The sequence below is a fragment of the Paenibacillus sp. OK003 genome, assembly GCF_900109515.1.
In the GTDB taxonomy this organism is placed as follows: Bacteria; Bacillota; Bacilli; order Paenibacillales; family Paenibacillaceae; genus Paenibacillus; species Paenibacillus marchantiae.
In genome coordinates, this window is record NZ_FOBD01000012.1 from 193932 (window position 1) to 220528 (window position 26597).

Genomic DNA, 26597 nt, shown 5'->3' on the forward strand with positions numbered 1-26597 from the left:
TTCCATAACGCTCATCTTGTTTGTCTCCCCCCTACCATAGACTGTTTTCACTGTATTTCTTGGACAACTGGTTGACCAGAATAAGCAAAATAAAATTAATGACGGTATTAAACAGGTTGATCGCTGAGGAGAAGCTGTATTGGCTGCTCAGTAACCCGATTTTGTATACATAAGTAGACAGAATCTCACTTGAGAGAATGTTCAGGTCATTTTGCATCAGATACACCTTCTCAAATCCTACGCCCAGTAATCCGCCTACCCGCAGAATAAGCAGCGTGATGGCAGTCGGCAGCAGCATCGGAATATCAATATAACGAACCTTGTGCCATCGACTTGCCCCATCAACCGTGGCCGCTTCATAGAGGCTTGGGTCTACGGCAGACAGCGCGGCAATATAGATAATGCTATCCCAACCGACATGCTGCCACACGTCAGACCATACATACACACTGCTGAACAGAGCTGATGAACCCATTAAGTCCGGTGCTTGTGCTCCAAACAGCTGATACATATTGCCAACGAGCCCTGTACTTGGCGAGAACAGGATCAGCATCAACCCAACCATAACTACCGTTGAAATAAAGTGAGGCATATAGGAGACTGTCTGAAAAAGCCTCTTGAATCTTCCGGCTCTCATCTGGTTCACCAGTAGTGCAAGCATAATTGGGATCGGAAAAGTAGCCAAGCTGTACAGACTGATCACAAGTGTGTTACGTATCGTATTGGTAAATTGATAGGAATGAAAGAATTTCTCAAAGTATTTGAATCCAGCCCAAGGGCTGTCTCCGATTCCCAACGCCGGACTGTAGTCCTTAAAAGCGATTAATACGCCGTACATCGGCTTGTAGGCAAATAAAAGTGTCAACAGAACCGCTGGAAAAAGCAAAACGTAAAGGCCCCAGTTTCGCCTGATTCTCTCCAACGTTCTTCCCATATAAAGTGGATTGGTCCTCATGGTTCTTCCTTCCCTCCTGTAAATATACTGATGCTGCTCTCCCGTAGGACCTGTCATCTCTGGAATAGCTTCAGTATAAACTGCTTCACATTGGGTTTACCGGACCGCTTAAGGACGTTATTCGGACTTCTATGGTTCCATCCATGAACTTTACAAGTAACCAAGATGCTTACAAGCAAAAATCATATCGTTATCCAGACTTTCGTGTGTGTAATCCGGACTTATGAATCAAAAGATGCAAATCTTTATGTTTTTTTCAAATAAAGGTTTTATACTATTCCTGAGATATTAAAGCGTATTCATAACCAAGCAATCAAGAAAGTGGTGCATTGTTCCATGGCAAACCTGAACACCATCAAACCCTACCCCATTCGGCATTATATCCGCATGATGTTCGTCATTTCCTTTGTCGTGCTCATCTTGGATCTCGTAATCAGCATTGCTTCCATCTCCATGGTCAAACAGCAATCCACCCAATACTTGCAGGATGCAGCCGATCTGTATATCAATCGCATTAATCACGATTTTGCGTACATTAATCATTTCATGGGGTGGACACTGGCCAATGACGAGAATCTCGACAACATGAATACATATGGCGTGAACAGTATTCCGTTCCTAAAGGCCAACGAGAAATTACATTTGCTCTTCGCCGAACTACAGCGAAACTACGGGCAGTCGTACAATTTCTTTTATTATTTGGAGAATAGTGAATATTTCCTCAACTGCGCGCCAATAAGTATCTCCTATTCGGATTATTCAGAAGTGAAGAAGCAGATCATTACGCTAACCCGTGATAAAGGTGTATATGAGAAGTTCTATTCCCATTGGACACCAATTCACGTGAACGGCACTTCTTATCTTATCAATATTGTGCCGTACTACAACCGTTATCTTATTGCCTTGATATCCGCAGATGAACTGATCGCCCCTCTACAGCAGATTAATCTGGGGGCCAACGGATACGCCTCTCTGGTAGACGAGAATGGAGTGCAACTTTCCGGACCTGCCGGCGGGGATCACATACCAGAAGTGAGACATTCATTTCTCGATCTGTTCCAGTCTCATAATATTGTCAGCAGCGACTTCTCCAATGCGGCATTCAGCGTGCGTATGGCCATCAAGTTTGGCGCATTCGAGAAAATTATGGTAGCTCAGCTGCTCATTATGCTGCTTTTTCTGATTGTGACCTCCACATTAAGTGCAATCATCATGTTTTTCAGGAGAAATCTGCTTGTTCCCATTCAGCGATTCTCCAAAAATCTGGCGCGTATTAATGAAGGGGACGAAGCGACAGACTTCAAGAGCAGCCGGATTATGGAACTGGAGCAGGTCAATGCACAGTTTAAAGAACTGGTAGCCCAGATTAAACGGTTCAAGATCGATCGCTACGAGCAGGAATTAGAGAAACAGAAAATACGATTGGATTATATGAAATTGCAGATTAAGCCCCATTTCTTCCTGAACTGTCTGACGAGCATGTACAGTATGGCACAGATGCAGATGTACGAGGAAATTGAGAGTATGGCCTTGGCTACGTCCCGATATTTCCGATATATCTTTCAAAGTGGGGAGAATTTCGTTCTTCTGAAGGATGAGATTGAACATGTGAGAACATTTCTGGATATCCAAAAGTCGCGTTACCGTGATGCTTTTTCCTACCGCATTGAACATCCAGATGTGATCACGGGCATCGCTGTGCCACCACTCGTCATTCAGACATTCATCGAGAATGCCGTCAAATATGGGGTCTCCCGAGACCGGGAATTATGCATTACTTTATCCGTAACGGAACAACGACAGGAAAATGGCGATCATGTGCTGATCCGGATTTCGGATACAGGTCCAGGATTCAGCCCGGATGTTCTTGACGCACTGATGCGTGGAGAAGCGCTGGAACAAACCGGTGGCAACCGGATTGGCATTATGAATACCATCCAACGTTTGGAGCTGTTATATCGGGATGAAGCGAATATTACCTTTGCAAACGATGCAAGTGGCGCCCTGATCACGCTTTCCTTGCCTAAAATGATACTGAATTCAGAACCTTCGGGAGAGGTGACAAACCATGAATGCATTGCTGGTTGATGATGATTATTTTGTAGTTATGGCTTTGGAAAAGAAAATCGATTGGAAGGCCTTGGGGATTCATACGATATTCACAGCCTACAATATTGCGCAGGCCAAGGAGGTTTTGCAAAATCATCCCGTTCAAATTCTCATCTGTGATATTGAGATGCCCCAGGGCAGCGGGCTGGAATTACTCGCATGGGTCCGGGACGAATCGCATAATGTACAGACGATATTTCTGACCAACTATGCCGATTTCAACTATGCCCAGAAAGCAATTGAGCTGCAAAGCTTTGATTATTTTCTGAAGCCTATTGAGTTTGACAAGTTAACGCTTATTATACAAAAGGCGGTTGCCAAAGCCCGAGACCAGCAGTTCATTGAGAAAGCCATTCATGAGGGTGAACTGTGGCAGAAAAATCGGAGCAAACTAATTGAGGATAGCTGGCGCAGGCTGATCTCCGGTAAAGCCTTTCCTTCCGGCCCTGCCGACGTCTCTGCCTTTTTGACAGAACAAAACCTGCCTTATGACACAACTGATCTGTTTCTGCCTATTTTGGTTAACCTGTTTCCGTATGATCATACGCTGGGCAAGACCGACAAGAACCTGTTCGATTACGCTTGTTTGAATGTGATGGTTGAACGGTTTCAGGACACTCTCTTCTCCATTGAAGCCATTACCGAGATTAAGGATCATAACTGGATGATTATTCTAAAATGGAACAGAGCGCCGGATGCACAGCTGATCGAATCCATGTGCGGTTCGTTTATCCCGGAGGTTAATAATTACCTGAAGTCGGATGTCTGCTGTAGTATCGGGTTCTCTCTACCGCTGGGTCAGATTCGTCATACCATCAACGAGTTGTTGCTTATGAATGAAGAACGAATCAAACACCGCAACCAAACCTTTTTACTGGAAAACTATAATAGACCTGAATTGAATTACACACCGCCTGATCTGGGATTGCTGGAGAAATTGTTGAATGAAAATCGCTTTCAGGCGTTTCTAGATGAAACGGGGCGTTATATGCATCAACTTGTCCGTGAAGAGGTGGTAGGCACAGCTGTTCTAAGTCTGTTGCGTCTTGATCTGGTGCAACTTGTGTATGCCCAATTGAAGAGTAAGGAGATCGAAGTGCACAAGCTGTATATGGGCAAAACGAATGATCAGTTGTTCATGCAATCTCTGCATTCTATTGAAGACATGCAATCCTATATTGCCTACCTGGTCAATACGGCTGCGGAATATCTGAATGTTGCCGAGCAGCCCAAGTCGGTTGTACATGAGATTACCCATTATATACGCACTCACTATGGAGAAGATCTAACGAGGAATAACCTGGGGGAGATGGTCTATCTGAATCCAGATTATCTAGCAAGACTGTTTAAGAAAGAAATGGGCATTTCACTTGGCCATTATGTCATCCATACCCGTCTTGTGGCGGCCCGACATTTGCTGGAGACCACCGCACAATCGGTGCATACCATTGCTGGAAATGTCGGTTATACCAACTACTCACACTTCACCAAACTGTTTAAGCAAGAGATGGGCTGCAGCCCCAATGAATATCGCAAGAAGCAGAAAGAGAACTCTCATGAAACAGGATGACCTTTCTCCTGTAATACAAAATGCCACCCTGCGGATCGCACGCAGAGTGGCATTTTCTGTTTTAATATACCTTATTTATTCGCATTAATGACTTCATTCACTTCCTGAGTGATCTGGTCTCCGCCAAGCTTTTTCCAATTTGCAACAAATTTATCGAACTCGTCAATAGACAGGTTGCCGTAGATGATTTTCAGAAACGTCTCAGCTCGCAGTTTATCCAGGGTTGCCTGTTTGGTGTTCATGGTTCTCGTCGGGGCGTAGATAAATTCATTCATGACAATGAGGTCGTTATCCCGATAATATTTAATGACACCCTGCGAGCTTTCCGGTCCAAAAATACGTTCCATATGCCATTTATCCAGATTGCCATTGCGGTAATCCATAATATCATCGTAGAACAGCTTCGCTTCGAGCTCTAATCCGGATGTATCTCCCGTTTTGAGCGCCTGCTCGACTTCATCTTGTGCTTTTACGTTTTTGTTGGCAGGCAGATTGGATACGGTCGCATTCTGAAAACCGAGTCCGGTTACCCCGTTCAAATACGCAGCACGCTCTTCCTTGGCTGACTCACCGAACATTTTCTCTGCTTGGAAATTCAGCAGCTTGATTAAGGCTTCCGGGTGCTCATAGCCTTTACGAACGGCGAATATACCGCCCAAGCTAAGGTGGTTCTGCGTTTTGGCAGGCTGATCATCAATAGATTGGACAGGATAAGGCAGCCAGTCCACATTCTTATCCTTTTTGATCATGCTGCTGACCTGAAATGGTGCCCATTGTGGGAGGAAGAATATGCCTGATTTACCCCCGTTGACATCCTCCATCATTTTTGCAAAGTCCTTCACTCCAAACTCAGGATCAATAACGCCCTTCTGGTACAGATTTTGCAGTTCTCGCAATCCTTCCTTCACTTCAGGCTGAACGGTACCATTCACGACCTGACCCGATGCGTCCTTGATCCAGGTTTCAAGATAACCATGATAACCGAGCAGGAAGCTGTTGATTGGCAAATCCTTGTTTAATGCAATACCGTAGGTATCATCTTTACCATTTCCGTCCGGATCTTCAAAGGTAAAGGCTTCCGCGATCTTAATGATATCCTGAATAGACTTTGGCGCTTCCAGTCCCACTTTCTTCAGCCAGTCCTGACGAATCCAGACCATATCTGAGGAATCAAGTGAGCCTGGGAAACTCACCATCGCGTAAATTTTCCCATCCTTGGTTACCGGTTTCAAGCCTGCTCCATCCTCAGCAGACATAAATTCCTTGACCAGATCGGATGCATACTTATCATAAACCTCTGTCAAATCTTCCAGCATCCCTGCTTCGTGCAGTTGTTCGAACTGCACAGCACTTACTTTCAATACATCTGGCAAATCGCCACTCGCCAGGGTGACGTTCATTTTATCGTTGTAATTGGCATCTGGGACAATCCAGTCATAGGTGACATCGATCCCAAGCTCGTCCTTGTATCCTCTGGTCCATATGTTATTGGCGTGTGTATCGCCTTCGGCGAGCGTTTCTTTCCCTGTTTCATTCATAGTTGATGTTAATTTGATGGGTGGATCATATTTCGTAAGCGGGCCTCCCGCATCCTGCTGTGTGCTCGGTTGCGCTTCATTCTCAGCACTACCCGTACCCGATGAACAGGCTGCAAGCGTGGTTGCCAGAACCATGGTTAACGTTAACAATGAGAATTTCTTTAATGACATGTTCATGCGAATCCCCCTTTTTATTCCTCCGTGAGGTATAATTTCATTTTAGTAAGAAAGCGCTATCACTTCGAGTGTACCCCGTTGACATCTGGTATCTTTGATTTACCATTTCAGACTTGATCTAACTTTTTTGATCCCGATATTCCTGTGGTGTGCAGCCGGTGGCCTTTTTGAAGAAACGATAAAAATAATGCTGATCACTAAATCCGACCTTGGCGGATATTTCATGCATTTTGCAGGTGGAGCCGAGAAGTAATTCCTTGCTGCGCTCGATGCGCCGGTCATGGATATAGTCGGATATGCCTTTGCCTGTAATACGCTTGTACCAACGGGACAGATATGACGGATTAAGGGAAACCTCCTGTGCAATTCGGGTTAGCGATAGGTCATCCTCCAGATGGTGCTTGATATAATGATGAATCGTAATTAGAATCTGGGACTGATCATGGATACGTGTAACACTTCTTTTGGAGATAATCCATTCATATGCCGATTGATAGAAAACCACCAGATCAGACCAAGGCGTATGGATGTCAAAATAAAGCATACGAGATAACGCAATTTCCTCCATCGCTGATTCGTACAAGCCCAGTTCATGAAGAAGCTCGATCAGTCCATTACCTGCTCCTGAATAGATCTTCATTCGAAAGAAGGGGTCCTGAAGTCCTTCTTTTGAAGCCTCTGTCCATTTGTGAAACGACTCCATCCACTCCCTGTCTCCTGTTGTAACCCGCTGCCTGATCTGATCCAGATGAAGAGCTGCAACACTCTGCTGATTCAAAATATTGGGGGTGTATGGCGAATCATGCTGCACTTTGACCCGAAGAAGCTTCTCCATCCCAAGTCCAGGGCCCTCATGGATCGACAGGCGCAGCTGTGCAATCGCCTGACTTAACTCCATCCACTCCACCGCCTGTTCGCTCACCATAATGGAGACGGACAGATTCAGGCAATCCGCACAGGATTGCTGCACAGACTCCAGCGTTCCATAGACGAAACGCAGTGTCTGTTCCCACTTCTCCTGCTGTCCTGTATGGAAGCTCGATGGCTCCACCTTTGGCTGAACAAAGCAGGCGATCACCTGATAATCCAGATCAATAGCCTTGACCTTGGCCTTATCCTGAAGCAGCTCCTCCGCAACGTTGGCAACCGCATAGCGAATTAAACTTCGGTCCGCCTGGGATTGATAGTTGTTCCACTCCTCAACCCGTATAATGACCGGAATTACAGGCTCGTTGGACATGAAAGGTAACTGGACCGCATCCAACTCTTCCTGAAGCGAGGCGGTATCATGTCTTTCCGTTCGTTTTAGGAGATCCAGCAGTAACTGTCTCTGTAGCTGCGGCAGCGCTCTGGGCAGCTTGCTGCGGAACCAGGCATGCTGGTAACGGAAATCATTTTCCTCCGATATTTGTGTTAACGCCCGCTCTACCGCTGCGCGAATATGACTCATGCCCTCTGTCTTTAACAGGTAATCCACAACACAAGGGTTACGTATTGCTTGGTGTGCATAATCAAATTCGTTATGACCTGTCAGCAATAGCACTTTGCATCGTGGCCAGCGATCCATAATCTTCTCGATCAGTTCCATGCCATCCATGCCTGGCATACAGATGTCGCTGAGCACGATATCAATTTTGACAGAATTCAACCACTCGATTGCTTCAAAGGCAGAGTATGCCTTAATGATCTCCATATCCTGAAAATCCGCTTTTTGAAAGAATGCATAAAGACCATCCAAAATAACCGGTTCATCATCGACAATTAACATGCGCTGCATACGATTACTCCCGTCTCCATGGAATATTTAAAATCATGCATAAACCTCCCAACTCACTACGCTGCGCACAAAGACCATAGCCCGTCCCGAACTTGATCCGTAAACGTTGATTCACATTCATTAGTCCCGTAATCTCTTCATCCCCATGTCTCGGGTTTGCAGATTCCTGAAAGGATGCTTGCAGGCTGCTCAGGATTTCATCTGTTAATTGATCGCCATCATCTTCTATCCGAATGGACAACTTGTCGTGTTCCACTTGATAGGATAATTTCAGAATTCCTCCCTGACTGCGTTTGGCTAGGGCATGTTCGAATACGTTCTCGACGATTGGCTGAATAATGACTCGGGGAATGGCGATGTCTCGATACTCCCTACTTAGTTCCTCCAGTTGCAGTTGGACTCTTGAGCCAAATCGGATTTTCTGAATAGAAGCATAGACCAAGGCATGGTCCACCTCTTCACCTAGCGAAACCTCGGAATGAGAATCCCTGGACATATACCTGAAATATTGACCCAAATAGTCGGTGAATTCCTGAATTAATTCAACATTCTCGACCTCGGCCATTTGCTTGATGCTGAACAGACTGTTATATAGAAAGTGAGGCTGAATCTGGGACTGCAAATGTTTGAGTTCTGCCTCGCTGGTTCGAATCCGGGCAACATAATTTTCATCAATCAAAATATGTAAGCGCTCTATCATGTGGTTGAAGCGAGAGTATAAATAACCGAATTCATCGCGTCTGGATTGCGGAATATGAATATTTGTCTGGCCCTGCTCCGCCATTCTGAACCCGCGAATGAGCACAGATAACGGCTTGTGAATTGACCTGTAGATCGAAAAGGAGAAGATCATAATGATAACAATTGAAATAAGCGTCAACGTCCACAGCCATAGGTTGTATTGTTCCAGCGGAGCTTGGAGCACATCATTAGGGATACTGGCTGTCAGCGTGAACGAGTGATCGGGATCATAAAGCGAATAATACAGATATGGATCGGATTGAAATCTCGTCACTTGCATGGATACAGGTGATACAGGTGATACCCGTTGCAATAATGCCGCCGACGTAGGTTCGTCTGAAGAGGAAATGGCGACATTGTGCTTCTCTCCGAAGCTCAGCGTAATATCACTGCCTCCTGTTTCCGCGAGCTGCTGTAATCTGTGCTTCAGTTCTTCTGCAGACAAGCGTATGCCTAATATAAAATTGGGTGGTTCTTCATGATTCATGTTATACGGATTGCTTTTGAGAAAATAAAGATTGTTATCCGAATAAGACAACTCACCATTCAGATTCCCCATAGTTTCCAGCAGATCCTTCCATTCTGTATCCTCTACATTGCGAATTCCGTCCACCGCGCTTACTCGTTTATGCAGAGCCGGAACGTAATACACAACATCGCTGATATAGGGACTCGTCACCATGATCTGCCCCAGCTTGTTGTGGATATTATTGAGACTGGAAGTCACCTCATATCTACTCATAATCGCAGCTCGTGTACTTAGGGTGGACATCGTTTCATCGAACGAAAATTCGGTAACAAGCCCACTCATTCTCTCCAGTTCGAATTGCAGATGATTGTGGTAAAAATAAAGCTTTGATTCATGCGCCTTCTCCACTTCCGTCTGCATTTGCTTGGAGCTGGTATGCGTGATCATAATGCTGATCCCATATAGGGGCAGGATGACGAGCACAAAAGCAATCATCAGTTTGACGACGATGGATGCATTTTTCCAGGTGCCCACCGCGAATCTCATTTCACTTCACTCCTCTCCTCAACGGCAAAAAGGAGCCGGAAATCGGCTCCTCCCATTGGTTTTCCTCCATCGATCTTATCCCTTTACACTACCGACAACAAGTCCATGAACGAAATACCTTTGCAGGAACGGATACACGAGCAGAATGGGTATAACAGACAAAAAGATTTGAGATGCCTGGGTCGTTCTATCCGACACCTGACTTAATAGTGTTGCATCTTCAAGGGTCATCATCTCACTTTGAATCATCGTCACTTGCTGAAGCATCGATTGCAAATACGTGGCTAGCGGATAACCTTCCGGACTTTTCATATAAATCATGCCATCAAACCAGGCGTTCCAGTGTCCCACCATGGCAAACAATGTAATGGTTGCGATACTGGGCAATGAAATGGGAAGGTAAATGCTCCATAGCGTGCGGAAATGGCCTGCGCCATCCATCCAAGCCGCCTCTTCCAGCTCCTTCGGCAAACCCCGGAAGAAATTCAGCATAAGCAATACATTAAAGATCGGAACCGCTCCCGGTAATATCAGAGCCCAGATCGAATCCAAAAGGCCTGCTTCCTTGACGATCAGATAACCCGGGATTAATCCTCCACTGAATAGCATGGTAAAGACAAAAACCCACGCATAGAACGTTCTGGAACGAAACTTTGCTGCCTCTTTGGAGAGCGGATAGGCTACAAGAATCGTGAAAATCAGGTTGGTCGCAACTCCGAGTACCACACGGAGAAGACTTGTACCGAATGAATTTAGAAACTGCTGATTTTCGAGAATGTATTTATACGAGGAGAAGGTGAAGTCCACCGGCCAGAATGTGACACTCCCCGCCTTGACTGCATCACTTGAACTAAACGAAATTGCCAGAATATTCACAATAGGAAACAGACATAGCAAGGCAAGAAGGGTCAGGATGACATAATTGATTCCCAGAAACCAACGGTAGGCTCTTGAAGCGTGATGCATGTTCTTGCCTCCTTTCTAGAAAATCCGATAATTGGCTAATCGATAGGCGAGGAAGTAACCAAGCCCGATAAAGATAAACGAAACGACTGACTTAATGAGACCCAATGCGGTTGATACCGAATACTGCGCATCTTGCAGACCGATCCGATAGATCATCGTATCCAGAATGTCTCCGGATTCATAGACCAGCGGATTGTAGAGGTTGAACACTTGGTCAAAACCACCGTTAAGCACGTTACCCAGACTCAGTGTAACCATTAGAATCACGATGGGACGAATGCCAGGCAGCGTAATATGCCAGGTCTGCTTCCATCTTCCTGCTCCATCCATGACAGATGCTTCGTACAGGGATTTATCAATGTTTGTCAGTGCGGCCAAATATATAATCGTGCCAAATCCGAATTCTTTCCATTGGTCCGTAATGACGAGTATGTAAGGAAACCATTCGTTACTGGCCAGGAATTGAACCGGCTCTACACCTACTGCTTTAAGCAGCATATTTACGATCCCGGTACTGGGAGATAATACATCCACAATGATTCCGGCCAAAATGACCCAAGAAAAGAAATGCGGCATATAGATGACCGTCTGAATCGTTCGTTTAAAACCTGTTTTGCGCACCTCGTTCAGCAGCAGGGCCACAAGTACCGGAATGACCAAACCGGACACCATTTTCATCGCGGAAATAAATACCGTATTCCATACGACCTGACCGAACCCCGGCAGATCGAACAGATACCTGAAATTGTCCAGGCCGACCCAGTTCATATTTTTGAATCCGGCAATGGGAGAGAAATTCTGAAAGGCAATGGAGAGTCCCGCCATCGGAATGTAACCGAATACAATAATGATGATCAGTCCAGGCAATATCATGAGATGAAGCGGAACGTTTCGTATAAATTGTTTGTAGTTGGAACGCATGAGCTGTCTCCTCCTTCAAATTCATTATAGAATCCGTCAGGAATCGGCAATAGTGTAGGCTATTTACTTTAGGTATCTTTTGTTGACCCTCTTCGTTGAACGCCAAAAAACCGCGAGTGTCGCGGTTTTTTGGCTGCATCAGGTTACTATTGAAATATTAACTATATAATTTGTACTAGACATTTACACGATAACGGAGAGGTCAGAAGGAATCTGGAGAAGCGAAGCGTTCGCCTTTATCACCGGATTTCCCCTTTTAAATAAGGGATTCAAAAAAATCTGGGGATAACAGCGATCGGAAGATGGTTCTGACCACGTAGTGACTTTGTGTGAAAAATACTGGTTCAACTTATATAATTAGTTCTGGACATCCATAACCAATACATTGACCGAATGCGCAGGAAGCTGCACGACAACCGAATCCTCCTGCAGATGAATCACTTGTTCTTGTGGAACAATTTTCTCATCATTTTTCTGGTTCACATTAGGAACATGTAGCAATTCTTCATCTCCGCCAAGTGTTATCCATTTCGCAACAGAGGTAACGTTTAGATTTTGAAGGTGAATTTGGGTTGCTTTGTCCACCCCATCTGCGTTCACCAGCTTCACATACACATGCTGCGCATCTCTCGTAACAGAATGGAATACATCCCGGTTGTACGCTTCCAGCTTGTAATCCAGAATTCTGCTGGTCGTGTGACCATCGGTATAAGAGCAGATCAGATTCTTCCCTGTATCGCCACCATAATTGACAGTAATCGTATAATTCGTATCGTTCGCCAGCGGTTGATAGTTGGCTGCCCGGAGATTCCCCGCCGCTGAACTGGAAGAATAATCACCCAGAGTGTAGCCTTCTACCCCTTGTTTATATACTTTGACTCCCGTTGCATTGCCGCCATATCCGATTGCGTATTCGATGACATCCTTTTTCTCAGGTGAACTATCCGTCAATCCAACACCGATGGTGAAGCCATCCTCACCCGCTATACGCTGAGCCTCGACTTCCACTTTATAATTCGACCATTCATCGTTCAGAAGGAATAATCCATTCAGTCCGCTTGACTGGGCTTTCAAAATCAGTCCTTTTTCCTTCTCCAGCGTGTATCCTGCCGATCCCGGAATCGAATTCCATGCCTCATTCAGAGCTGTCCGCTCCTTGAAATCTTCTGTAAACAGCACGCTGCCATCCTGGTTCGATGTGACCGTAATCCGTTTCACCACAATATCGGCATTGCCTGTCGCAATCTCGATGCCGCCTCGTGGAATGAGTTCCATCGGTTGACCCTTGCTGTACGTTGTAAATGAAGTGCCCAGCACCTGCTCACCCACATACTTGGCAAAAAGCTGCTGCACATAGTAATTCGGTGTGTACCACACCGTTTCATCATCAAACCAGATGCAGTCCGGCGTCCAGCGGTAAGTGCCATCCGTCAGTACTTTGTTGAACAGCGGCGCATAGGCAGCCAGGCGAACAACATCCGCATTATTTTCAAAGCCGGTCATGACCGCAGCTTCTGCGATCGCACCTGCCAGTGTATTTTTGTCCGTGGATGCATATTCTCCCACAAATACCTTGGATGTCTCTGTCCAATCCATACTGCCGTCTTCATGATAAGCCCGCTCATAATAGTTGTACCGATCCACGTTGTTCAGCAAATAGTCATTGGAGCGATAGTAGTGCTCATCGGCAATGGTATCCATATAGTTGTCCTGGTTCTCATACCAAGTGACCGTCTCCTCGATGACCTCTTTGCCATCTGCAAAAGCAACCTGAGCTGATCCGGTCAGATTGCCGCTCAGGAATTTCCAGCCCTGTTGGTACGCATCATCGTCCGCCTGGGCGCCGACTGTCGAAATGATATGAAGCTCATGATCAGGATAATTACGTTTCATATACTCATCAATTGACGTCTTGAATACTTCAAAGTTGGCAAAAAATTCGGTTCCCCAGTTCTCATTACCTACGCCAAGATAACGTAGATCGAATGGTTCAGGATGTCCCATGCTGCTTCGAATGGCAGCCCATTCGTTATGTTCAATATCCGTGCTGAGCGCGAAATCGATCAGGTCTGTAAAGTTTCGGATATAGTAATCCCTCAAAGCGCCACCCGCCGGGTGAGCGTAATCCGAACGAGCCTGACACAGAACGCCACAGGCCATGACCGGCACCGGAGCAGCATTCAAATCTTCTGCCAGTTGGAAATACTCCATATAGCCGAGACCCATCGTCATCATGTAACCCCAGACGTTATAGTTCTCTTTGCGAAGCTCCACCGCTCCCACCGAATCCTTCCAGTCATACACATTGTCCCAAATAAACGAGCCTTCGGAAATGCATCCCCCCGGAAAACGCAGAAACTTCGGATGCAGATCAACAAGGGCTTGAACCAGATCTTTCCTAAGACGATAGTTTGGATTCCCGGTGTAGTTGGCATGTGCTGAAGCGGATACTCCCTGCTCTTTCGGATCGGCTCCCCATACATCCTGCGGAGTCAACGACACCATGTCGATGGAAATGTCTCCTTCAAAGGTAAGTGCCAATTGCCCCAGCGCGGTCTCCGTTCCGGTCAGGATCACGTTTGAATGGGTGATATGGGGAGAGCTGGAGTGAGTCAATACATGGCTACCACTTGCATGACCGCTGATCTCGCCATTGGCCACAAGGACACGGGTATCGGAATAGGCGATCCCGTACTTCTTCCATGTGTTACCGCCTTCAACTTGCAGGGTAACAGAATCGCTGATGGCATCACCGTTCCCGTCCTGCAATTGAACCGTAATCGTTCCTGCGGATACTGCCTTGGCCCAGACGGTAAAATCATATGCCTCTCCTTTCTTGATGGACATGGCACAATGCTCATTGGAATCCGAGAATCCGCGATTTCGAATGGTCGCACCCGTCTGAACCGTTACATAATAAGCGTTCACTTCCGGGTCTTCTACGTTAAGATGAGTGTTTATTCCATCGGTATGCTGTACGATCATTTTCTCGGTATCCCCTGACCAGGCAAACAAAGGATCACGGTTCCGGCCTGTCGAACAACCACATTCGCCAGAGTCATGCGAGTACGTATCGAATGCAAAGGATTCGAACGAACGGTTCTGAACTAACTCCGCATAGATTCCCCCATCTGCTGCATTGTTGATATCTTCGTAGAACAGGCCGTACATCACTTCACTAATATCCGCCACATGCTGGTCCCCATGGATTGTAACGGTATAAGGCGGAAGATGTTCTGGCACAACGGACACATCAAAACTTTTGTTCAGCGTATTTCCACCTTTGGTTAAAAGTGCGTTCAAACGAATCTCCTGTGCTGAGCTCAGGGGTTGAACTTGTCCATTCGCTGACAGAACTTCTGGCTGACTTGATTTCCATTGAACGTTTACCTTGCCCCCCAGCAAATCTACAGGCAATGACACGTCTTTGGTAATAATCCGGGCTGGAGCAGACAAATATTTATCTCCTGCCAGCTTCACAATCTCTTCATCCGTCAGGGACTCGCACATGACTTCGATCACTTCATCCATGGACAGAGCCGCCTGATAAATCCGAAAATCAGACAGTGAGCCTGCAAAATCCACATCTGCCGCGTACTGAGAACGTCCAATATAATTGCGGCTATAATTCGCAGGATCTACGAACGAATCAAACCATCTGCGCAGCTTGGCATAGTTGCCACTGGATGTCTGACTGATGGAGCCATCCGCTACTTTCTCTCCATTCACATATACAACCGGACCCGCGCTGCTGCGTGTGCCGCCGTGACTGCCTGCTACGGACAAAGCAACATGCATCCATTCCCCACTGGCTAATCCACGTCCCGGGTCTACAACCAGATCATCACCTGCATATAACGTGCCTCGCATCTGACGAGTCAGAAATAAATAGGGGCCCTTTTCTCCTTTGCCGAAGTCGAAAATCCGCTCCCACACGTTCGATCCCTTGCCCAAATGGACCCATGCTGCAACAGTTACTCCAGTGTTGTCGCTTACATTTTGCAGCAAATTCGAAGGCAATTCCAAATAGGATGTTCCGTTCGATCCTCCCGTAAAAGTAACCGCCCATCTGCCATTCACTTCGGAAATGTGGGGTGATTTCTCTCCTGCGGCGGCTCCAACGTGCCCATTTCCTGAACTATCCTTGCCAATGTCAGCTGCATCTTCAAACTTGTAGTGTGCAATTAGTTGATTATGAAATGTATTCATGTTCATTCCTCCTATGTAGCGTAAATTATCGTAGATAAGCTTTCTTTAATTCGTATAAATATAAATTGATTAATAAATATATAAATAAATGATCTAATCGTATAGTATCTTATTCCGAGTAAAGATTTCAATCCCAAAATTACAAAAAATCCGTTATATCATAGGAATTCTTTCGAATACATCGACCTTTTGCTTATCTCCCTCTCCATCCTAAAGTCACCCTAACCCTGATATTTATGGTTTACAAATACATAAATTGATTGATAATATATCAAATGAAAGCGCTTGATAATTTATGCGAACCAAAAGGAGGGCTGCCCTACCAAATAACGTTTACGGCAATGAATAGGGTTATTTTTCATTTCAGGTATTGGGAAAGGGGAAACGTATGAAACGTTATTGGGTAAGCGTACTTCACATTTCTTTACTGAGCTCTGCATTACTTACGACAACAGCTTTGGCTCCCGTCTCCGTATTGGCGGACAGTCCAGGGGCAATCCGTTCCAACCCGCAAGTTTCCACATCCATTGAGAATGCGGTTCCAGCATTCAGGAATGTTTCCGTTCATGACCCTTCCGTTATTAAGGTGGGGGATACCTTTTATATTTTTGGTTCACATCTTCAAGTGGCAAAATCCAAAGATTTGATGAATTGGGATTCGGTCGCCTCCGGGGTTACGGATGACAACCCTGTTGTCCCTAATGTAACCAAGGAATTCGCTGAAGCCCTGCAGTGGGCGCAGACCGATACATTATGGGCAGCAGACGTCATTCAGTTGGCGGATGGAAAATTTTATATGTACTACAATGCATGCAAAGGGGACTCTCCCCGCTCTGCGTTAGGTGTTGCTGTGGCAGATAACATTGAGGGCCCTTATAAGGATCAGGGTATTCTGCTCAAATCCGGCATGTGGGATGAGATCAGTGAGGATGGCACCATATACGATGCAACCATACATCCGAATGTGGTCGACCCAGATGTATTTTTCGATAAAAACGGCAAGCTCTGGATGGTATATGGTTCCTATTCCGGGGGGATTTTCATTCTGGAGATGGATGAAACGACGGGAAAACCTCTCCCTAATCAGGGGTATGGCACAAAGCTGACCGGAGGCAATCACAGCCGAATTGAAGCACCTTATATGCTCTATAATCCCGAAACCGACTATTATTATCTGTATCTGTCCTATGGCGGATTAGGTGCTGACGGGGGATATAACATTCGCGTAGCTCGTTCCAAAACACCGGACGGTCCTTTCCTCGATGCTGAAGGAAACGATATGATCAACGTCAAGGCGGACAAGGACAAACCCTTGTTTGACGACCGTTCGATCGAGCCTTTTGGCGTCAAATTACTAGGAAACTTCCTGTTTCAAAGACAGATCGGTGACCCCGGCACAGGTCAAGGTATCGGCTATGTGTCACCAGGACATAACTCCGCTTATGTTGACGCTGAAACGGGAAAACAATTTCTGATCTTCCATTCCCGCTTTCCAGGACGCGGCGAAGAGCATGAAGTCCGTGTCCATGAGATGCATATGAACTCGGAAGGATGGCCTGTTGTTTCTCCCTATCGCTATGCGGGCTTAGAAGAGGATACTGCCGCATTGAAAACCCAGGATATTGCTGGTCAGTACAAATGGGTGAATCACGGGAAGGAAATCACAGCCGAGATCAAATCTTCACAGACCGTTCAGTTCACAGCAGATGGGCAGATCAGTGGTGCGGTGACGGGAACTTGGAGTCTTAAAGAAGACAATCAGGTGCAAATCACATCGAATAATGTTCTGTATAAAGGAGTCTTCACGCATGAATGGGAGCCAGATTCCCAAAAGACGGTTCTGACCTTTAGCGCTCTCTCCTCGTCTGGCGTGGCAATCTGGGGAAGTCAGATGGCTGCACTGAAGGATCAGGATATTGTTAATGCGGTGAAAAAGGATCTGAGTATCGGCGACACAGGGAACATATTCTTCAACCTGTCCCTCCCGACCAAGGGAACTCGTGATGCAGAGATTACGTGGAAATCTTCCAACACCTCTGCGCTGTCCGCTACCGGAGTAGTGAATCGTCCTCGAACGGGTAAGGGAGATGCCAAGGTGGCATTAACGGCAACGATCCGCAAAGGTAGTGCGGTAAGCTCCAAAACGTTTAACGTTATCATTCCACAGCAAGCGGTAAGTCCACTGCTTGGAGAATATACTTTTGATCAAAAGAAACTTGCAAAAATCGCACAGGATTTCAGCAAAAATGAATACCATGGCCAAGCCTTTAATGTGGCGACTTCTGCTATTAGCAGTAAGAATCAGGCTGCTGCTTTTAATGGAACCGACAGCTACATCCAATTGCCTGGTATCATTACCGATACGACGGATTTCACCTTTAGCGCATGGGTGAACTGGAGTGGCGGGGGAGCCTGGCAGCGAATTTTCGACTTTGGAAATGGCCTGAACAGACATATGTTCCTTACTCCCGCCCAGCATACTGGAGCATTGCAATTCACCATTCATGATCAGGGACGGGATCAGAGCCTGATTGCTGCTGAACCGCTGCCCTCCAATCAATGGGTGCATGTCGCTGTTACCCTTCAGGGAGATGTTGGAACTCTGTATGTGAACGGAAAATCCGTAGCAAGCAGCACGGAAATCACGTTTAACCCGAAGGATCTGCAAGTGACGGAAGCTTATTTGGGCAAAAGCCGCTATACAGCCGATCCCTTCTATAAAGGTTCGATGGATAACGTAAAAGTATATGATAAGGCGTTAACATCCACGGAAATTCAGCGTCAGGCAAAAGAAAAGCCTTAATCAGGAAACTTGCCAAAGGTGTTGGATCCAAAACAAATACCAATAAAGCAGCCGATTTCTTAGACTGCTTTATTGGTATTATCATTTATATCGTCTGTATTTATTCTTGTGGTCCAGCTGCTGCAATTTCCGCGATTCGTTCGTTTACATTCCCCTCTTCATACCAACCACCGTGATAACAGAGAATTTTTTCGATGTCATATGCGGCAAATTTGCTTAGCGATTCGTAGGCTTGCTTCAAATCCGGTGTCTGCATGGGATTCGGTCCTTGCAGTTGTCCCCCGCGAATTAACATGGCATCACCGGCAATTAATGTTTTGGAAGCAGGGTGATACAAACTGATATGCCCAGGTGTATGTCCTGGCGTCTCGATGACAATGACTCCGCCACCGAATGCCAATTCGTCGCCATTTTCGAGAGTATCTGTAACGACAGTTCCAGACACTAATGGGAAATGGGCCGTTTTGAGCTCTATTGTTGGAGGGATCTGTTTCAGAAGAGAAAGCTCTCCATCGATATAAGGACGATCAGCAGCATGTGCATACACCTTTTTCCCCGGATAGGTCTTGATGATTTCGATTAGATTGCCAATATGATCCGGATCCTGATGCGTGAGCAAAATACCCGTTAACTGTTCTATGGAATATCCAGCTTCATTCAACTTGGAGGATACTTCTTGCACCATTCCCGCCACGCCTGTGTCCACAAGGATCAATTCATCTTCCGAATATAATAGCGAAGGCGTGAAAGTCCACATGCCTTGCGGAAGTTCAATACCGAGTTCGAGAGAAATCACACCTGATTTTTTCATTTTTTTGATCTCCTTTTACGCTTGGATTGTAAGTTCATTCATTAGTTCACATAATGCTTCCATGGCATTGTCCGAGAAAAATAATTCCATGTTGGACTGGGTAACGGTTGCCGTTTCCCCCGCGTACTCAAACATCTTGGTTTCATACTCCTGCACGGCTTTGTCAAGATCAGCATGATTTATAATGGAATTGGCAAGCTCGGCAGCATCCAGCATTGCCAGATTGGCTCCTGCTCCCGCAAAGGGAGACATCAGGTGGGCGGCATCACCTATCAGTGTAACGCCAGATTGATGTTCCCACTGGTGAGGGACAGGCAGCATATATATTCGTCTGGGTGTGATCGCCCCATTAGCACATCGGATATAACTCTTCAGTTGTTCGTCCCAATCTTCAAATAACGGCAATATCGCTTGCTTCGCTTCCTCCAGGTTCTCAAAAGGAATATTGCTCTGCTCCAGCCAATCTCGTTCCACCTTGAAACCCAGGTAAACCCGAATCCGTTTGTCCCCATTCAGCTGTGCCATAATTCCTTTGTGGTCACCCAGGGCAAACATACTTCCCATCCCATTAAATGCTGCAAGTTCGGGAAACTGGGCTGCGGCATTTAGGATGTTAAGTTCAATCATGCTCACACCCGAATATTCTGCGGTTGCATCACTGACCAATGGACGAACTTTGGAAAAAGCACCATCTGCTGCAATGACCAGATCAACGGTTTCGGTAAACCCATTGTCAAACTGCAGTTCATGTTGTCCCTGACCAAGCGGTACAGCCTTCAACAATTTACACCCCCATTGAATGGAATTCGGCTGCAGCGAGTCAAGCAGCATCGCCCGCAGCACGGAACGGTCGATTTCTGGACGGTCATGTTCTGTGTGATCAAGGGCTCCCTGGGCATCAAGCAGAATGTTTCCTTTTTTATTTGAAAGTTTTAACGCCTGTCCTTCAAAGCGGCAAATGGCATGGAACTGATCGAGTAGTCCGGCCATCTGTAATGCTTTTTGGCCGCTCTCCTGATCCAGATCAAGTGTACCTCCCTGTTCGCGATACGCCGGATACGGGTCACTTTCATACACGACAGGACTGTACCCTGCCTGCTGCAAGATCCTTGCCAGCGTGAGTCCACCAGGACCCGCTCCGATAATAGCGATACGTTTATGTTGATTACTCATAGCAATCACTCCTAAATTTATTGTTTAATTTCATGTTGTTTTTCCTGTTCACAAACTCATCTTAGCGCTTGAAGTTAAACTGAATTTAAATGGTTAAAGAAATCAGCAGATTCATATTCTCGTAAGGATGTTTCAAAATCTGACGATCTGACGAAAAACCAAAAAAGCATCAGTCGTTAAACGACTGATGCTCCGGTAATCCGATTCCATATTCCACACATTCAATCTAATTTCAGGATTTTTCAGTGATCAGGAGTAAACTCACAACAAATTCTGATCCCTGTCCCAGTTCACTTTTGGCAGTAACTTGTCCGCCATGCATCTTCACAATTTTTTGGACAAGAGACAGCCCAAGTCCATTGCCTCCCTGGGAACGAGTTCGAGCTTTATCCGCCTTGAAAAACCGTTCAAAAATGTGCAGCTGATCTTCTGGTGAGATGCCCACGCCATTGTCCGTAATCGTACATACAACCTCATCTTGATGACAATCAAGGGTTACCCCAATGGTCCCCTCTTCAGGTGTGAATTTGATTGCATTATGCAGCAGATTGATCCACACCTGACTTAGCAAATCCTCGTTCCCTATAATCGTGGTCACAGGCATAGATACATCCAATTGAATTTGTTTTTCAGCCCATTGGGGTTCCAGCATAAGAAGGATGTTCTCAAGTTGTCTGTCCAAACGATAAGCTTTTTTCTCCATGGAAGTATAATCGGACTCCAATGCGGAAAGACGCAACAAATTACCGCTCAGCTTGGATAATCGCTTACTCTCCGTTTCAATAATATCTGCATATAACACGATTTGCTCTTGATTCACACTTTTATTTTTCAGCAACGAGGCATACCCATTGATGGAAGCGAGCGGGGACTGGATCTCGTGAGATACATTGGATATAAAATCCTGGCGCATCTTTTCCACCGAGCCAAGTTCTCTAGCCATGGTATTTACGCTGTCCACCACCTCCTGATACGGGCCCTGTTCGACCTCCATCTTTACAGATACATTGAAATCTCCCTTGGAAATCCTGCTCATCGCTTCAAGCAATTCTGTACGTTGTTTATTAAAAATGAATCTGCGATCCTTCCGTTCACCACCACGGATCCATGCCCACGCATAACCTGCCAACGGCATAAGAGCCAAGCCAATAATCGCCGTAAGCAGATGAGAGATTAGTTCCGGGGGATTCCCTGTCACCGTATAGATCCATTCCATTAGCACATATCCAACACATAGAGATCCACAGAAGAGCACCAGGAAGAAAATTGTTCGCCTTATAAACATGTCCATCTCCGCTCGATTGAAAGCCCCTTCTTTCTTCAAGGTGTCTCCTCCAATCGGTAACCCAATCCTCGAATGGTTGTAATCTTGAAACCTGCCGTCTCCGGTTGATAACGTTCTCTCAACCGATTGATATGTACATCCAGTGTGCGTTCATTCCCTTCAAAATCGTACCCCCATAAATCCTCAATCAACTGATTACGGGAGAGTGTTTTATTGGCATTACCCGCAAGCTTAAATAACAATTCAAACTCTTTCATAGGAATCGTATGAGTATTCCCCTCCATAATGACGGCATAATTGCTTCTGTCTAGCGTGATTCGTCCAACGGTAACCGATTGGGAGGCATTTATTTTATAACGCTTCAGCAATGCCTTCGTACGGGCTATCAGTTCAGCAGGTTCAAACGGTTTGGTGAGGTAATCATCCGTACCCATTTCAAATCCTTTGACCTTTTGAGTGATATCCTCCTTCGCAGTTAGCATCAAAATCGGAATATCCTCATGATAACGCCGTAGCTTTTGGCACAATTCGAAACCGTCCATATTTGGCATCATAATATCTATAATGCAAAGGCTTGGATTCACTTCTGCTACTTTTTGCAGCGCATCGTTTCCATCAACCGCTTCAATGGTGAGAAATCCCTCCTGTTTCAGGATTGTACTTACAAGTTCACGGATATAAATATCATCATCGACAATCATAATTTGATTCATTACCGGGCCCCCTTTCTCTCCTTCAGGATGATAGTACGACACGAATTTAAACAAAATATAAATAGCGTAGAATCTATTTGTACACACCATTTCACTTTGAATAATGGATGACCATGCTTAATTTATTGGCAGAGGCACCCGAATTTTTATAGCCATGAGGCTTGTCCGCGCGAAAACGGATTGACTCCCCTTGTTTTATCGTATATTCCTCCGCCCCAACCCGAATCGTAACTTCCCCTTCAAAAACTGTAATGAATTCCTCTGCCCCTTCTATATGCGGTTCAGCATTCAAAGAAGACTCTTTATCCATTTCCATCATGTACATTTCAAAACGGCGCCCCTCTTCGAAGGGAAAATGGGGATATATCCGAATCTTTCCCTCATCCTCCATCAATGCTTGAATATCACTGCCCGTTACAACTGTAGTGTCCGACTTTGGCTCGTGGATTAAAGCTGTAAACGAAATTTTCAGGCCGTTCGCAATCTTCCATACCGTCGCGATTGTAGGGTTGGATTCACCACGTTCTATCTGACCCAGCATCGTCTTGCTAATTCCAGACATTTCGGCAACCTTGTCCAAACTAAGCTTTCTTTGTTCCCTGAGCTGCTTCAAATTCTGAGCCAGAACAACATTAATGTTTTTCAATATACAGTCACCTCTGTTTTAAAAGATTATATTGTGCTATATAGCGTACATATTGTACAATTATAAAGAACGTACGTTATATCGCACGTTTCAGTTAAATATAACATACAACAAGAATGAAATGTGGAGGACTTATGAATATCTTACCGTTACTGACTTACGCAATTGTGGCTTCATTCACTCCGGGTCCCAACAACATCATCGCCATGACGCACGCAAGAAACGAGGGATTCAAGAAGATACTTCCGTTTATTGCCGGTGTAGCAGCTGGCTGCCTGCTTATTATGTTTCTGTCCAGTTATTTCAACCTTATTCTGCATCAATACATTCCGAGGATCAGACCCGCTTTAAACGTGTTGGGATGTGTATACATGATTTATTTGGCGATCAAAATCATGCGAAGTAAACCTGCAAATGCCAAAGATCCCAAGGCCAATCGTTTTACGTTTCTCTTTGGCTTCACCCTGCAATTCATCAACCCCAAAGTCATTCTGTATGGTCTTACGGCCATCTCGGTATTTGTTATGCCTCTCGGAGACTCTCATGTTCATATGATCGTATTTTCGTTACTTCTAACCATCATTGGCATTAGTGCCAATATGACTTGGGGGTTATGCGGTATGTTATTTCAGAGCTTTTTATTGAAATATGAGCGGCCTTTTAATATCCTAATGGGTATTTTGCTCATCTATAGTGCCCTATCGATTTTAAAATAAATGCAAGTGAAAAAGCGTCCTCCCATCTAATGAGCTGGACGCTTTTATGTTTATTTCAAATTACCTCAGTTTGATCTCCACCACGGATGACTTGGGTATTCCCCGGCATTCAGCACAACCTTCTCACCAATTTTTGGCGTTGCAATGGAGACATTCAAGGCATGTGCAGCCTTGGTGATCCGTTCAACCGGCTCGTTCCAGGCATGATAGGCCAGCGTAAATGCGGCCCAATGAATCGGGATGAGCAGCCCTCCCCTTACGTCCAAGTGAGCCTGTACCGTTTCTTCCGGCATCATATGAATGTTGGACCAACGCTCATCATATTGTCCGCATTCCATCAGGGTCAGGTCAAAGGGTCCGTACTTACTGCCGATTTCCTTAAAATGAGGACCGTATCCGCTGTCACCGCTAAAGAAAACCTTCGTTTCTTGTCCAGCAATAACCCACGAACACCATAGTGTAGAGTTACGGTCCAACAACCCCCTGCCCGAGAAATGCCGCGCCGGCGTGCAGGCTAATGTTAAACCTTTAAAGGATAGCTCATCCCACCAGTTATGTTCGGTAATCTGTTCCGCGGGCACACCCAGTTGAATCAGTCGCCTGCGCACGCCAAGGGGAACGATAAACCGCTGTGTTTTATTTTTCAATCTGCGGATAGAGGAATAGTCCAGATGATCATAGTGGTCATGCGATATAATGATCGCGTCCAAGACTGGAAAGTCTTCGGGTTGAATTGGCAGGTTCGTGCTGTATCGTTTCGTACCCGCCCAGGATACAGGAGATGGACGGTTGCCCAGCATTGGATCAAAGAGCAATCTGTGTCCTTCGATCTCAAGCAAAAAAGCCGAATGACCGAACCATGTTACCTGCGGATGATCGGATACATTTAACGATTCCGCTGGTTCATATTTCTCTACGGGAATGTTACCCGCAGGTCTGCGCTCTATACTTCTCCGCATGGAATCCCTCAACATACTCACCAGAGAGCTGAAGCTCATACTCGCCGATGTCGGAATCTGATTTTCGTATTTTGTCATTATTCATACCTTCTGTTCTCTATAATCAATCATTCAAGCGATCATTCAATCTTGAGTAAAACAGGAGCAATATTAGCCTTTATATTAAATCATTGCTCGTTTATAATCAATTCGCCTTCGGTTATCTGAATGTAATATTTCAATTAACTTCATTTCAATGGAGCCAATGGACCAATTCGAAAATTAAGGTGGAATTAAGATTCTGTTTTCTATCCAATAAGAATGGGCATATATAATAGAGAAAAACCAAGAGAGTATGTGAGACATAATGAAAAAATGGCGCAGAAGATTAGTTAAAACGTTGATATTCGGGGTAGTCGCTGTTCTGATTCTACTGGGTACAGGTGTGATCTATCAACAAGTGAGTACCCGGCAGGATGAGAAAACATTTGTCCCTCCAGGCAAGCTGTACAGTATCCATGGTGACAATATGCATTTATATACGGGTGGACAAGGAGATGCAACAGTTGTCCTAGCATCCGGATGGGGTACAGCTGATCCTTATGTGGACTATTATCCGCTATATGAGAAGCTTGCTCCCTACACGAAATTTGCAGTTTATGATCGCTTTGGCTACGGTTATAGCGATGTGACCGATAAGAAACGCGATGTCGATACAATTGCGGATGAACTGCATGAGCTATTACAGGTGTCTGGACAAAAACCGCCTTACGTATTGGTTGCACATTCATTGGGCTCGCTGGAAACGCTCCGTTTTGCCCAAAAGTACCCGGATGAGGTGCAGGGCATCGTGATGGTGGATGGAGGAAGCCCGGAATACTACGCCAATGAAACCGAGGATATAGCAAGCATGGTCGGCGGCTTCATGAACCAGTTCCGTATCCAAACTGGCTTGTTCCGATTGCTTATGCAATCTGATGCTGTTGTAGAAGCCTCGAATGCCAGTCGTAACGGCCTGAAGCTTGTACCAGATGATTTAAAGAAAGTAGATACAACGGCTCTGTTGCTTAATTACGGCAATGCCAACACCGTCGATGAATTGCGCGAAACGACAACCAATGCCAAGATTGTCATCGACAACAAAAAGCCCTTCCCGTTTCCGCTTACCATACTGACCGCAGATTACTTCGGAGCAAGTGAACCAAAGTGGGACAAAACCCAGGCTGAATTTACATCCTGGTCGGAACAATCCAAACATGTAACCGTTAAGGATACCGAGCATTATATTCATCAATATCACCCGGATCTTGTTGCCAATGAAATATTGGAACTGGTCAAGAAGTAGATTCCCTGAACAAACGTTGAAAAAGCAGTATAACGAAACGCTAAACAAGCAGTACAATTCGTTTCAACATAAAACCCTAACGATTCTGGTAATCTGGTATTATCCCCTTTAAGTAGACACTTAAAAAAACCTTCATGTATCATGAGGGTTCAAGTGAAACTTGGAGGGGATATTTTTATGGCGAAAAAA

Annotated in this window: 18 protein-coding genes; 5 read left to right on the forward strand and 13 right to left on the reverse strand. The window is 45.5% G+C overall.

What is annotated here, in order from left to right:
- Nucleotides 1-31: 31 nt before the first annotated feature.
- The gene (locus BMW94_RS19865) at nucleotides 32-955 is read right to left on the reverse strand and encodes an ABC transporter permease (protein WP_091000673.1); all 924 of its coding nucleotides are present in this window, start codon (nucleotides 953-955) and stop codon (nucleotides 32-34) included.
- Nucleotides 956-1291: 336 nt separating this feature from the next.
- Here BMW94_RS19865 and BMW94_RS19870 point away from each other — a divergent pair, with 336 nt between their 5' ends.
- A complete protein-coding gene (locus BMW94_RS19870; RefSeq protein ID WP_254790309.1) occupies nucleotides 1292-3043 on the forward strand; it encodes a sensor histidine kinase in 1752 nt (583 codons plus the stop codon).
- Entirely contained in the window at nucleotides 3024-4634 is a 1611-nt protein-coding gene (locus BMW94_RS19875) for a response regulator (protein ID WP_072732685.1), read from the forward strand. The genes BMW94_RS19870 and BMW94_RS19875 overlap by 20 nt, the downstream gene beginning before the upstream one ends.
- 71 nt (nucleotides 4635-4705) lie before the next feature.
- Here the strand turns inward: BMW94_RS19875 and BMW94_RS19880 are convergent, their stop codons facing one another.
- From BMW94_RS19880 to BMW94_RS19905, 6 genes are all read right to left on the reverse strand, one after another.
- Nucleotides 4706-6349, reverse strand: coding sequence for an extracellular solute-binding protein (locus BMW94_RS19880; RefSeq protein WP_091000674.1), 1644 nt, complete (start codon nucleotides 6347-6349; stop codon nucleotides 4706-4708).
- Between the two features lie 118 nt (nucleotides 6350-6467).
- On the reverse strand, nucleotides 6468-8126 hold the full coding sequence (locus BMW94_RS19885; RefSeq protein ID WP_091000675.1) for a response regulator transcription factor: 1659 nt from the start codon (nucleotides 8124-8126) through the stop codon (nucleotides 6468-6470).
- Between the two features lie 4 nt (nucleotides 8127-8130).
- Complete coding sequence (locus tag BMW94_RS19890; protein WP_091000676.1) at nucleotides 8131-9882, reverse strand: sensor histidine kinase; 1752 nt, start codon at nucleotides 9880-9882, stop codon at nucleotides 8131-8133.
- Between the two features lie 75 nt (nucleotides 9883-9957).
- Complete coding sequence (locus BMW94_RS19895; protein ID WP_063563570.1) at nucleotides 9958-10848, reverse strand: carbohydrate ABC transporter permease; 891 nt, start codon at nucleotides 10846-10848, stop codon at nucleotides 9958-9960.
- 15 nt (nucleotides 10849-10863) lie between these two features.
- Complete coding sequence (locus BMW94_RS19900) at nucleotides 10864-11769, reverse strand: ABC transporter permease (RefSeq protein ID WP_091000677.1); 906 nt, start codon at nucleotides 11767-11769, stop codon at nucleotides 10864-10866.
- A gap of 357 nt (nucleotides 11770-12126) precedes the next feature.
- Nucleotides 12127-15978 carry an alpha-L-arabinofuranosidase C-terminal domain-containing protein gene (locus BMW94_RS19905; RefSeq protein ID WP_091000678.1) on the reverse strand — a complete coding sequence of 1284 codons (3852 nt, stop codon included), beginning with the start codon at nucleotides 15976-15978 and terminating at the stop codon, nucleotides 12127-12129.
- Nucleotides 15979-16366: 388 nt separating this feature from the next.
- Here BMW94_RS19905 and BMW94_RS19910 point away from each other — a divergent pair, with 388 nt between their 5' ends.
- The gene (locus BMW94_RS19910) at nucleotides 16367-18781 is read left to right on the forward strand and encodes an arabinan endo-1,5-alpha-L-arabinosidase AbnB (protein WP_091000679.1); all 2415 of its coding nucleotides are present in this window, start codon (nucleotides 16367-16369) and stop codon (nucleotides 18779-18781) included.
- Between the two features lie 100 nt (nucleotides 18782-18881).
- Here BMW94_RS19910 and BMW94_RS19915 read toward each other — a convergent pair whose 3' ends face one another.
- From BMW94_RS19915 to BMW94_RS19935, 5 genes are all read right to left on the reverse strand, one after another.
- Nucleotides 18882-19592 carry an MBL fold metallo-hydrolase gene (locus BMW94_RS19915; protein ID WP_091000680.1) on the reverse strand — a complete coding sequence of 237 codons (711 nt, stop codon included), beginning with the start codon at nucleotides 19590-19592 and terminating at the stop codon, nucleotides 18882-18884.
- A gap of 15 nt (nucleotides 19593-19607) precedes the next feature.
- Nucleotides 19608-20765: an FAD-dependent oxidoreductase gene (locus BMW94_RS19920; RefSeq protein ID WP_091000681.1), complete on the reverse strand. Its 1158-nt coding sequence runs from the start codon at nucleotides 20763-20765 to the stop codon at nucleotides 19608-19610.
- 232 nt (nucleotides 20766-20997) lie between these two features.
- The gene (locus BMW94_RS19925) at nucleotides 20998-22089 is read right to left on the reverse strand and encodes a sensor histidine kinase (RefSeq protein ID WP_217648193.1); all 1092 of its coding nucleotides are present in this window, start codon (nucleotides 22087-22089) and stop codon (nucleotides 20998-21000) included.
- Nucleotides 22086-22763 carry a response regulator transcription factor gene (locus BMW94_RS19930; RefSeq protein ID WP_091000682.1) on the reverse strand — a complete coding sequence of 226 codons (678 nt, stop codon included), beginning with the start codon at nucleotides 22761-22763 and terminating at the stop codon, nucleotides 22086-22088. Before BMW94_RS19930 ends, BMW94_RS19925 begins: the two co-directional genes overlap by 4 nt.
- A 91-nt stretch (nucleotides 22764-22854) precedes the next feature.
- A complete protein-coding gene (locus BMW94_RS19935) occupies nucleotides 22855-23409 on the reverse strand; it encodes a helix-turn-helix domain-containing protein (RefSeq protein ID WP_091000683.1) in 555 nt (184 codons plus the stop codon).
- A 134-nt stretch (nucleotides 23410-23543) separates the two neighbouring features.
- Between BMW94_RS19935 and BMW94_RS19940 the strand changes: the two genes are divergently transcribed.
- A complete protein-coding gene (locus tag BMW94_RS19940; protein WP_091000684.1) occupies nucleotides 23544-24125 on the forward strand; it encodes a LysE family transporter in 582 nt (193 codons plus the stop codon).
- Between the two features lie 65 nt (nucleotides 24126-24190).
- Here BMW94_RS19940 and BMW94_RS19945 read toward each other — a convergent pair whose 3' ends face one another.
- Complete coding sequence (locus BMW94_RS19945; protein ID WP_091000685.1) at nucleotides 24191-25162, reverse strand: MBL fold metallo-hydrolase; 972 nt, start codon at nucleotides 25160-25162, stop codon at nucleotides 24191-24193.
- 268 nt (nucleotides 25163-25430) lie between these two features.
- On the opposite strand from BMW94_RS19945, the gene BMW94_RS19950 reads away from it, so the two are divergent.
- The gene (locus tag BMW94_RS19950; RefSeq protein WP_091000686.1) at nucleotides 25431-26408 is read left to right on the forward strand and encodes an alpha/beta hydrolase; all 978 of its coding nucleotides are present in this window, start codon (nucleotides 25431-25433) and stop codon (nucleotides 26406-26408) included.
- Nucleotides 26409-26597: the final 189 nt, after the last annotated feature.